Source organism: Phytoamicus setariae, from assembly GCF_016722925.1.
Lineage (GTDB): Bacteria > Pseudomonadota > Alphaproteobacteria > Rhizobiales > Rhizobiaceae > Rhizobium_E > Rhizobium_E setariae.
Genome location: NZ_JAEQNC010000014.1, coordinates 57,987 through 68,987, shown reverse-complemented (window position 1 = coordinate 68,987; position 11,001 = coordinate 57,987). Strand labels below are relative to the sequence as shown.

The 11,001-nt window shown below is 59.7% G+C and carries 9 protein-coding genes; all 9 read right to left on the bottom strand.

The genetic code is table 11. From position 1 onward, the window contains the following. Nucleotides 1-4: 4 nt before the first annotated feature. The gene (locus tag JJB09_RS21395) at nucleotides 5-1,018 is read right to left on the bottom strand and encodes a BMP family lipoprotein (protein WP_246748870.1); all 1,014 of its coding nucleotides are present in this window, start codon (nucleotides 1,016-1,018) and stop codon (nucleotides 5-7) included. A 244-nt stretch (nucleotides 1,019-1,262) separates the two neighbouring features. Continuing rightward, a complete protein-coding gene (locus JJB09_RS21390; protein WP_201663117.1) occupies nucleotides 1,263-2,171 on the bottom strand; it encodes an aromatic ring-hydroxylating oxygenase subunit alpha in 909 nt (302 codons plus the stop codon). 260 nt (nucleotides 2,172-2,431) lie between these two features. Next, nucleotides 2,432-3,226: a helix-turn-helix domain-containing protein gene (locus JJB09_RS21385; RefSeq protein WP_246748868.1), complete on the bottom strand. Its 795-nt coding sequence runs from the start codon at nucleotides 3,224-3,226 to the stop codon at nucleotides 2,432-2,434. Between the two features lie 148 nt (nucleotides 3,227-3,374). After that, the gene (glyA, locus tag JJB09_RS21380; protein WP_201663116.1) at nucleotides 3,375-4,634 is read right to left on the bottom strand and encodes a serine hydroxymethyltransferase; all 1,260 of its coding nucleotides are present in this window, start codon (nucleotides 4,632-4,634) and stop codon (nucleotides 3,375-3,377) included. 85 nt (nucleotides 4,635-4,719) lie between these two features. Further along, nucleotides 4,720-5,679: a 2-hydroxyacid dehydrogenase gene (locus JJB09_RS21375; RefSeq protein WP_425523756.1), complete on the bottom strand. Its 960-nt coding sequence runs from the start codon at nucleotides 5,677-5,679 to the stop codon at nucleotides 4,720-4,722. A 12-nt stretch (nucleotides 5,680-5,691) separates the two neighbouring features. Next, nucleotides 5,692-6,897, bottom strand: a complete 1,206-nt coding sequence (locus tag JJB09_RS21370; protein WP_201663195.1) for an aminotransferase class V-fold PLP-dependent enzyme — start codon at nucleotides 6,895-6,897, stop codon at nucleotides 5,692-5,694. A gap of 114 nt (nucleotides 6,898-7,011) precedes the next feature. Then, nucleotides 7,012-7,878 carry a formyltetrahydrofolate deformylase gene (purU, locus tag JJB09_RS21365; RefSeq protein ID WP_201663114.1) on the bottom strand — a complete coding sequence of 289 codons (867 nt, stop codon included), beginning with the start codon at nucleotides 7,876-7,878 and terminating at the stop codon, nucleotides 7,012-7,014. Then, nucleotides 7,875-8,768, bottom strand: coding sequence for a methylenetetrahydrofolate reductase (locus tag JJB09_RS21360; protein ID WP_201663113.1), 894 nt, complete (start codon nucleotides 8,766-8,768; stop codon nucleotides 7,875-7,877). The genes purU and JJB09_RS21360 overlap by 4 nt, the downstream gene beginning before the upstream one ends. A gap of 153 nt (nucleotides 8,769-8,921) precedes the next feature. Further along, a complete protein-coding gene (locus tag JJB09_RS21355; protein ID WP_201663112.1) occupies nucleotides 8,922-10,181 on the bottom strand; it encodes an aminomethyl transferase family protein in 1,260 nt (419 codons plus the stop codon). Between the last annotated feature and the right edge of the window lie 820 nt (nucleotides 10,182-11,001).

Here is an 11,001-nt window from a genome sequence, read left to right as displayed (position 1 = left end):
TGTCTTACTTCGGCTCGGCCGTGTTCATGGGAACGACGAATTCTCCGGAGATAATCTTCTGCCGCATTGTTGCGAGTTCCAATTTGACTGCGTCCGGCAACTTCGTATCGAATTCGTGGAAGGGAGCGATATCGACGCCGCCCTGCGCCATGGAGAACCATTTCGGTTCGATGTTACCGTTAAAGGCCACGCCCGCCTTGTGCTTCTGCCACTCTTCGATGAGCCATGTAAGATCGGGCTGCCAGTCGATGATCGCGCTCGAGGCAATTGCATCAGGAGCACTCTTGCTCTGGTCGGTGATATTGGCAAAGCACATGATCTTGTGCTCCTGGCAGGGTTTGAAGTTGTCGGTCAACATGAACACGACATCGGCGCCTGCGGCGATCTGGACATTGGCATGTTCTGCCGCCAACGCATTGTCTGACCATGAGCCGATAAAGGATAGCCGGTGCATTATTTCCGGCCGCACCGAACGTGCACCGTCGAAATACGCGTTGATCTCGTCGTTGACGTCGTCCGCCGCGAAGGTGCCAACCAGTCCGATAACGCCTGTCTTGGTAGTACGGCCGGCGAGCATACCGAGCAGGTAGGAGGACTCGTACTGCCGTTTGTAAAGCCAGTACTGGTTGCCGCCTAGCGGCAGGTTGCCGGAGCCAGCGACCACGAACATGGTGTCGGGAAACTCGGCATTGAGTTTCTTGACCTGGTCCGAATAGCGACCATGTCCCCAGATGATGTCGTATTCGCCGCTCTCGGCGTAAAACCGCATCGCATTCTCGGCATCATCGCCCCACATTGGGTCGGTATGCTCCCAGGAAACATCAATTGTGCCGGCCAATTGCGCTTTGATCTTGTTGAGCGATTCGATCAGCGTGCTTGACCAGCCGACATCAAGGTTGCTCTCCATGATGATCGCAATTTTCAGCTTTTGCGGTTCAGCGGCCATAGGCCGCGAAAAGGAGGACAGGAAGAGTGCGCCCGTTGCTCCAAGCAGTGTGGCGCGACGTGTAAGGGTCATTACCATATCATTTCCTCTCAGTTTCAATTCACGGCCGGTTGCCGCAACGCCAGGCTCCGCAACTCCATGCGAACGACGTTCGGACAAACCGGATTTTCACGCCAACGACTTCCCCTTTGGTTTTCTTGTCGTCGCTGACAGAGGTATCCAATCTGTTGCCGAGGCTTTCATGAACGATGCACGGCAACAATGGCTAATATTCCGGCTCTTCATATCTCCAGTTAATCAGGCAAAAAATAGCCCATCACATCGCTTGAGCATGCGTTCCGATCACCACGCCATAGCGGAGGCCACGTTCCTTCAGCCAGCGCCGATAGGCCGCCGAAGCCGCATCGGCGCGGATCGGAACCTCCGAACGCGAATCCAGCGGCAGGCGCTTCGGCACCTGGTTTTCCAGGATGGGCTTGTCCTGACCGAGGATGGTTTGGTGAAACTTTCGCATCGACGCCAGATCGTTGATTTCGGTGGCCAGGCAGATGACGATGTGCACGAGCACGCAATCTTCATCGACGGGCTGACCGAACAGTGCGATGACGTCACGGCGCTCTGCAATCGTCGAACCGGTCTTGTAGAGAACGGCGCAGAACGGATGCGGGATGCGGTAGACATATTCGGTATCGGCACCGGTGTCTGAATCCGCATTGGCCTGCGGCTGGTAAAACTCGCACTCGGTGATCAGAATTTCCGGCGGCTCGGAATACACGTTGACCTTGTACGGCTTGACCTCCGTGTGCGGCTCTTCGCCCAGAAATCCCGTATGGACAAACGGGAAATGCCCCATGTCCAGAAAGTTTTCGACCGCACGCGGTGCGGAAACGCTGACGCGTGTCACGCCCTGGACCACCGAGTTCCGGTCCGGCTCGTTAAACTCGACAATCTCGAAGAGATCGCGCGTCGGATTTCCCAGCGTCGTCCAGATGTAGCCGAAACGCTGGATCATGCGCAGCTCATCCCCAGGGACGAGCGCATCGTTCCCCGCCTTGTCGCTGGAACAGCGTCGCCAGACACCGAGCCTGTTATCGTGCCGCCCGACCAGAATCCGCTCACCCAACAGAATGGTCAGGTGCAAACCCTCGCTCGGCAGCTCATTCAGCGAGCCGACAACGTGCCATTCGTCGAGAGCGATGTGATCGATTTGGGAGAGGTTTTCCATCGTGCCATCCAGCTAATGCTTGGCTCGCGACCTGTCTGCAAGCGAACACAGGAGATCGGCGGGCAATGTTCGGTCTGTCGGGATGCGGGGCTCAAACGCGATGGCTTGGTGTTTCGCGTCTGGCTGCATTCGGACTGGTGGGATTGTCGTGGCGCGGCCGGGAAAGAACCATGCCTGCCCTTGGAGAAGACATACCGCCAATTCACCTGCGCATGGGCGGTGCGGGAAACCTTCCCAGGGAGGCGGGCCGTTTGTCGGCTCTAGCCCTCGCGCTTTTGCTCGCGCAGTTCGGTTGGCGAGCAGTTGAAGGCAAGCTTTACCTGACGGGAAAAATGATAGGGGTTCTTGTAGCCCACCTGGTAGGCAATCTCGCTGATCGTCAACCCGGATCGCTGCAACAAATGGGCGCCATAATCGAGGCGACAGCGCCAGAGATATCTGGCCGGCGTCACCCCCAGGTGCTTCTTGAACGCCGATACCAGGTATTGAGGGCTGACACGCACCTGCCGCGCCACCTTCTCGATTGAAATGTCGGCGGCAAAATTCTCGTCCAGGAAACGACGCGCCTGAAGGATGGTCTGTGGGATCGGGCGTTCGGCCTCGACAACCTCGGCCTCATAAATGTACGCATTAAGCAGGGCATTCGTGAGCGCTTCACGAAGCCCGCTGCGGCTGTCCTGATCACCGAGACCGAGATCGACGCCCAGCTGCACGATGGTTTGCACCTGTCGCGATGTGGCGATGCTTGCTGCTATGTTCTTATGTTCCTGATATAGCCAGCTTGCATTTTCCGGGCGACTGTCGCACCAGCTGGTATGTGTCAAAATTCCGGGAGTGGCCGTGCAAGTGTAATGCTCACGCGTCAGAGACAGCGCGCATTGCCCCGCCTCCAACGTCGTGATCGTCGAATCCGCCTCGATCGTAACCGATCCGATATGGACGATCATGAAGGCGAGATAATCGCCTTTTATCGGGCCGTATTCGCCGCCGTTTTCATAGGTCAATTCGCCAAACGTATTCTCGCGGCCTAGATCGATCGGGGGCAGGCGCATCATGTCACTTTCAATTCTCGGGCTGCGAAACTCGCAGGGCCAATATCATATCGCGTTCAACCCTCGCTTCGCAAAACAATCATCAGAGCAAAGACATGCGGATGCAAGTGCCCGGCGCGGCATTTCCCGCAGCACCGGGCTTGGCAATCAATCAATAGATCGGGAACGCCGCACAAAGCGCTTTCGCCAGCACGTGCGCCGCACGCTGCTGCTCGGCGGCGCTATCCTTGCCCACGGCATCGAGCACATCCGCAATTAACGTTCCCACCTGGACGAACTCCGTTTCACGGAACCCCCTGGTGGTGGCCGCAGGCGTTCCGAGCCGAATGCCCGATGTCACCGCCGGCGGTGCCGGATCAAAAGGAATGCCGTTCTTGTTGCAGGTCAATCCCGCACGCCCAAGCGCTTCCTCGGCGTCCTTGCCGGATATGCCCTTGCTGCGCAGGTCGACCAGCAGCAGATGCGTGTCTGTTCCGCCGGAAACGATATCGAAGCCGCGCTCGGTGAGCGTGGAGGCCAGTGCGCGCGCATTGGCGACCATTTGCCGAGCATAATCCTTGAAACCGTCCTCAAGCGCCTCGCCCAGCGCAACCGCCTTGGCGGCGATGACATGCATCAGCGGCCCGCCCTGCAAACCGGGAAACACTGCCGAATTCAGTTTCTTGGCAAGGTCCGGATTGTTGGTGAGGATCATGCCGCCGCGCGGACCGCGCAGCGTCTTGTGCGTCGTGGTGGTGACGATATCGGCGATCTCCACCGGATTGGGATGGACGCCACCGGCAACCAGGCCGGCGAAATGCGCCATGTCGACCATCATCAGCGCACCGACGGCATCGGCGATCGCCCGGATGCGCTTAAAATCGATGACGCGCGGATAGGCAGAGCCGCCGGCGATGATCAGTTTCGGCTGGCATTCACGCGCCTTGACCTCCAGTTCCTCATAATCGATCAGGCAATTGTCCTGGCGCACGCCATACTGGACTGCGTTGAACCACTTGCCGGAAAGCGTAGGCCTTGCGCCGTGGGTAAGATGGCCGCCGGCAGCAAGCGACAGGCCCATGAAGGTATCGCCCGGCTTCAGCATCGCCAGCATGACAGCACCATTAGCCTGGGCGCCGGAATGCGGCTGAACATTGACATAAGCGGCGCCGAACAATTGCTTGGCACGGTCGATCGCCGCCGCTTCGGCTTCGTCGACAAACTGGCAACCGCCATAATAGCGATGGCCGGGATAGCCTTCTGCATATTTGTTGGTCATCACCGAGCCTTGCGCCGCCAGCACGGCGGGCGAGACTATGTTTTCGGAAGCGATCAATTCGATCTCTGACCGCTGGCGCTGCATTTCCCGCGCAATCGCGCTGGCAATCACAGGGTCCTGACGCTCGAGGTTTCGTTGGAAGAAGCCGGACATTCTGTTTGTCTCCTGGCAAGAATGACGGACGCAAATTGGCGTCCGCCCGTTGTCTGTCGTTGTGATTGGACTGATAGTCGTGTGCTTAGGTCACCATGTCCGGCGGGGTGCGTCCCTCGAAGAACGCCGACAGATTGTCGATCACCCGCATGCCCATGGCGATGCGTGTCTCGCTGGTGGCGCTTCCGAGATGCGGCAGCAACACGACATCCTGACGATCCGTCAGCGTGCTCGGCACGACCGGCTCGCTCTTGAACACGTCCAGTCCCGCCCCTTTTATGAGGCCCTTGTCCAGGGCCTGCACCAATGCCTCCTCGTCAACCACATCGCCGCGCGCGGTGTTGATGAGAATGGCCGTCGACTTCATGCAGGCAAGGCGTTGCTGATTGATCAGGTTATGGTTCTCACCGCCGCCCGGGCAATGCAGCGACACGAAATCGGCTGCGGCCAGAACCTCTTCGACCGTTGCCAGCTGGCGCGCCGGTACACCCGGATTGGCGACCGGATAGCTGTCGAAAAACACCACATCCATGCCGAAGCCAAAATGGCAGCGCCGTGCCATCGCCTGGCCGATACGACCCATTCCGATAATACCGATCGTCTTTCCCGTGACCTGCGTCCCGCACAGATGTGTCGGCCTCCAGCCACTCCAGGCGCCCGAGCGTAGTTCCCGTTCGCCCTCCCCCGCACGCCGTGCACACATCAGCAGCAGCGTCATCGCCAGATCCGCCGTCGCGTCCGTCAGCACCGCCGGGGTGTTGGTCACGACCAATCCCGCCGACCGCGCCGCCGGAATGTCGATATGATTGAAACCGACACCGAAGTTGCCGAGTATCTTCGTGCGCATACCGGCTGCCAGAATGTCGGCGCCGAGCTTGTCGGTCACCGTGGGCAACACAGCATCCGCCTGGCGCAGTGCCTCGCGAAGCTCCTGTTGGCCGTAGGGGCGGTCGGCTTCGTTGAGTGTTACATCAAACATATCGGCGAGACGGGCTTCCACCTCGCGCGGCCAACGCCGCGTTACGATTACCTTTGGCTTTGTCATCAATTTGTCCCCTCAAGCCGCGCGGTCGCGAAGCATCTGTTCGTTTCGAGCGATCTCGGACCGGTACCATTCCTGCGCCGCAGCGACACCGGAGCCGGCTTCAATGCGCGAACCGGCGTCACGGAGCGACATTTCCGCCGAGGCCAGAGCAGCCAGGCACATGACCTCGTTGAGGTCACCCAGATGGCCGATCCGGAACACCCGGCCCGCAACCTTGCTGAGACCAGCCCCGAACGAGGTGCGGTATCGGGCATAGCCATTGGCGATGACATGGCGGGCGTCGATGTTTTCGGGAACGACGATCGCCGAAACCGTATCAGACCACCACTTCTCCTCCTTGGCACAGAGCCTCAGGCCCCAGGCATGCACGCCGCGGCGCACGCCCTCGGCAAGGCGGTGATGGCGGGCAATGACGTTATCCAGGCCCTCGGCGAAGATCAGATCGAGCGAGGCCCTGAGGCCATGCAACAACTGGGTTGGCGGGGTGTAGGGGAAGTAGCCGGTCGCCGATGGCGCCTTCATATCCTCGAAGCTGAAATAGCAGCGCTCCATACGAGATTGCTTGTGCGCCTCCAGCGCCTTTTCGCTCGCCGCAAGGATACCAAGTCCTGCCGGCAGCATCAGCCCCTTTTGCGAACCTGTAATGGCGAGATCGACGCCCCACGCATCCATGCGGAAATCGATCGAGCCAATCGAACTGACGCCATCGACGAACAGCAACGCGTCGTGGCCGGTGCTGTCGAGTGCCGCGCGCACGCCGGCGACATCCGACGTCACGCCTGTCGCGGTTTCGTTATGGGTAACGAACACCGCCTTGATCTTGTGACCCTTGTCGTCGCTCAAGCGGCGCTGATATTCCTCGACCGGCACGCCCTCGCCCCACTCGACATCGATGCACTCGACATCAAGCCCGAGCCGCTGGGCCATATCCACCCACAGATGCGAAAACTGGCCGAAACGCGACATCAGCACCCGGTCGCCGCGATTGAGCGTATTGGATATGGCCGCTTCCCAGGCGCCGGTGCCCGAACCGGGAAAGATGAAGACGGTGCCGGTGTCGGTCTTGAAGATGCGCTTCAGGTCCGCAAACAATGGCAGGACGAGTTCCGGGAAATCCGGCGCCCGCATGTCCTGCATCGACACGTTCATGGCGCGGCGGACGGCCTCCGGAATATTGGTCGGACCGGGTACAAAAAGATGTGTCGTTCCATTCTTCATCACGTGCTCCTCCTATTGATGTCACGGCGCGCGACGATCTGCGATCGTCCCTCGCATCGGCGCCCGATGGCCGGGCAGGCATGGCTGTAGTTGCTGCGTTCAGTCTTGCGGGTTCTATGCGAACACGACTGTTCTTCGTCCGTTGAGCATGACGCGGCCCTCGATGTGCCGCTTGACGGCACGTGCAAGCACGCGGCTTTCGATGTCGCGGCCCGCCGCGACAAAGTCCTCGACGCTCATGGCATGCGTCACCCGTTCGGTTTCCTGCTCGATGATCGGACCTTCATCGAGATCGGCGGTGACATAATGCGCCGTGGCGCCAATAAGCTTCACTCCGTGTTCCCAGGCCTGATGATAGGGCCGGGCTCCCTTGAAACTTGGCAGAAACGAATGGTGGATATTGATGACCCTGCCGAACAATCGTCGCGCAAGGTTGTCTGAAAAGACCTGCATGTAGCGACCGAGCACCACCAGATCGGCGCCGGTTTCTTCCACAATGGCCAGAATTCGCTCTTCCTGCTGCGGCTTGTTGTCCTTCGTCACCGGCAGCACGTGATAGGCAACACCTGCCCACTCGGCCGTTTCCCGGCTGTCCTCATGATTGGAGATGATCGCGGCGACCTCGGCATCCAGCCAGCCAACGCGGATCTGGTAAAGCAGATGCAGCAGGGCATGGTCGAACTTCGAGACCATGATCACCATCTTCGGCTTGCGGCCGCGGTCGAACAGGGCACTTTGTATGCCAAACCGTTCCATCACCGGGCCGAGGCCTTTTTCGATGGAGGCCTTCGATGCCTGGGCGGGGATCGTAAAGGCGATGCGCATGAAAAAGCGGTTGGACGCCTGATCCCAATGCTGGTTGCTTTCGACGATGTTGGTGCCGAGCTTGGCAAGCTGCGTCGTCACCGCGGCAACGATGCCGGCCTGATCCTCGCACGACAGCGTCAGGACGAAGGATTGCATGAGTGTCTGGCAATTCATTGCCCGGTTGCCCGCAACCCGCGAGCCTCCTGATAATCAGCAAACCAGGACAACGTCTTCTCCCATCCGCCAAACGGGAAGAAATGGTAATTCAGCGGCGCCACGGGCACGGGATAACTTGCCGCCATCGCATCCAGAACTTCGGCCGGGTTGCGGTCGGCGATGATGTTGAACAGACCGCTTGCGGAGCGCCTCAAAGCAGCGATCGATGGCCCTACCCCGCACATCATCGAAAATTTGATGAGTTTCGTCAGACTGGTGACGCCAGCCAGACCGACATGAACGGGAAGTCCCGGATAGGTATCATGCAGGCTCTTTGCCCAGGCAGCAATCATGTTGCCATCGAAGGCGAATTGCGAGGCGACCCGCACATCGCGCGATGCATCCTTGCAGATATCGATCTTGCGGCGCAGGGCATCCTTCAAACTGGCCTCGTTGATATCGGGATGCCCCTCGGGGTAACCGGAGACAAAGGCGGTCCCGAGCGAGCTGTCCTTCAACACCGGATGGGCAAGCAACTGCGCTGCTTCGCCCATCGGTCCGGCAAACAGGGGCGGATTGCCACCGAGAAACAGCGCTTCGGTGATGCCATTGCGGCTGTGGGCGGTGACGAGATCGACATAGTCCTTCTCGGTCTTGAAATTTCGCGCGCCAAAATGAGGAACGGCCACATAGCCCATCTCCTTCACGCGCAGTGCCGCCTCGATCTGCATCGCTTCCGGCTTGCCGGTCAGATGGGTCAGGAAGACGCGCGAGCCCAGGGGAAAATGCTCGGCCTGCGGGGCGAAATTGCGCACCTGCTCCGGAGCGAGTTCGATGGATGTCTCCGCTTGAGCGGCCCAGGCGGACAAGGCGGGTCTTTCGGCGAGCGTTTCGCTGGTTTTCGTCATGATCTTCCCTGGGGTTCAATAGACAAGCCGGAGGCGTGCGCCGCCCTGAAGGGCGACGTCTGGGAATTCTCGGTGGCCGGGTGGGTCAAACCACCCGGCACGTCATTCAGGAGAATGCGGTGACCGGAGTGTCACCGCGCCAACAGCGTTCACTCAGCCGTTTACTGCTCGCTTGAGCGAGAGGAACGGCAGAGCGACGACGCGGGCATTGACGTCGATCGTCGTGCCATCCTTGTTCCAGCGCAGCGTCAACTGCGTTCCAACGGCTGCGACATCGCCGCGCAGATGGCCGAAGCCGATCATCTTGCCGGTTGTCGGCGACCAGGCGACGCTGCTAGCGTGGCCGACTTCAGCCGCGCCATGAAACACCGGCACTGGATACCACTGCACCCGACGGAGATTGCCAGGCGCGCCACCTTCGAGACCGGCGCCACCGGCCGCCTGAGACCATTCGATGTCGAGGCCGACGAGCTGACGGTGATCGCCCGCGCCCTGCATGCGCTCCAGCGCCGCCTTGCCGACGAAGTCGCTCTTGCGGAAATCGATTAACCGGCCGAGGCCGAGATCAAACGGCGAAGCCCGGTATTTTCCGGCCGCCTGGATGCCCGCACCGCCATCATCCGGTCCGGCGCTGGTGTAATCGTAGCCGACGATCAGCAGGCCCGCCTCCAGCCGCGCAATGTCCAGCGCCCATGCACCGGCGGGGAGAATGCCATAGGGCTTTCCGGCCTCCTGAACGGCGTCCCAGACGGCGACACCATCCTCGGCCTTGACCCAGAGCTCATAGCCGTGCTCGCCGGTAAAACCCTGGCGCAGGATTTCGACTTGCCTGCCGGCAATGGTGACCATAGCCAGACGGGAGAACGGTAATTCCTCGAACGGCGACTGGGCGACCGCTTGAAGGACTTCGCGGGAGCGCGGGCCTTGCAAGGTCAGGATGCCGTAGGTGTCGGTGATGTCGGTGACCTGCACATCGAGGCCACTGGCATGCTGCTTCCACCAGGTAAAGCCGGGATCGGCCGAGACGCGGAAGGTGGTTTCGTCCATGCGGAAGACAAGACCGTCGCCGACCACGTGGCCGTTTTCATCGCACCACGGTGCATAATAGATCTGGCCGATCTTCAGCTTGGTGATGTCGCGCGGGATGAGCTTGTCCATCAGCATTTCGGCATCCGGGCCGGCGATGACGTATTTCGATAGTGGCGACATGTCGCCCATGGCAACCCGCGTGCGGATCGCCGCCAGTTCCTCGACCATATCGGAATAGGCATCGACGACCATGTTCCTGTCCCAGCGCATCCAGAGAGCGTTCTGGTTCAGCGGCGCTGTGCGCTCCACGAAGGGTGTGCCACGAAAAGCGACCCGGGCACCCGCCACAGCCGACAGTCCCGACGTGAATTTGATATCGTTCATTCGATTTGTCCTCTCCACCGCGAACGCGGAAACCTCTGCAGCCAAGGCACCTCCGCATCTGCCTTTGCGGCGCCGATGCGGGGGCGGATGATCCGTAGGTGTTACCTTACCTGAGCTATGGAAGAGCTTTTCACGTCGCAACGAAAGGCGACATGCCTCCGATTGCCAACCACATACCCGCAGTTCAGCCCATCGCTTCAGCTATCGCCGGGAGATCGTCGAATGAAAATGATAATCACTCAGCCAAATTGTATTTGGGGAGGTTGCAGTCTGGCAGTCGATGGAACGGCGACGTTCGATGCTTTGGCCGTCGTAGCCTTGTCCTATGCATTCATCTCCCGCGGAACACTACGGCGCGCCAATCCCTCAGCCCCATCATGAGGCAATATTTCTGTTCGTGCCGGATCTCGTTGGCCATCCGCAGAGCTTGCCTCTCATCCGACGTATCCAATGATTTCTTAATTTGCTTGCCGCCCATGCCCCTTCTCATCTGTTGACAAAGAGCTTACACGATGAAGGTCCTATCGGTTACTTGGAGCTGGAGCGAGCCGATATGTGCGCCCGTTGGCGCGGCAGTACGATATCGGAGCACATTCAAGCTGTGTCCAACCACAGTCAGCACCCGACAAAAGTCGTTGTTTGGCCGCTTCCCGTTTCTCTGCCAAACCACCCTTGTAGCGCTCGTTGTGTTCCAGGCTAGCTCGTTGCTCTTCCCCCTCGACGTGATCCGACAACAGGCCGATTATTGCAGCGAGCTCCGTCCCTTGAGCTTTCTCCCCTGCGAATATCGCAATGCAGCCGTCTTTAAGGTCGTCGTTTG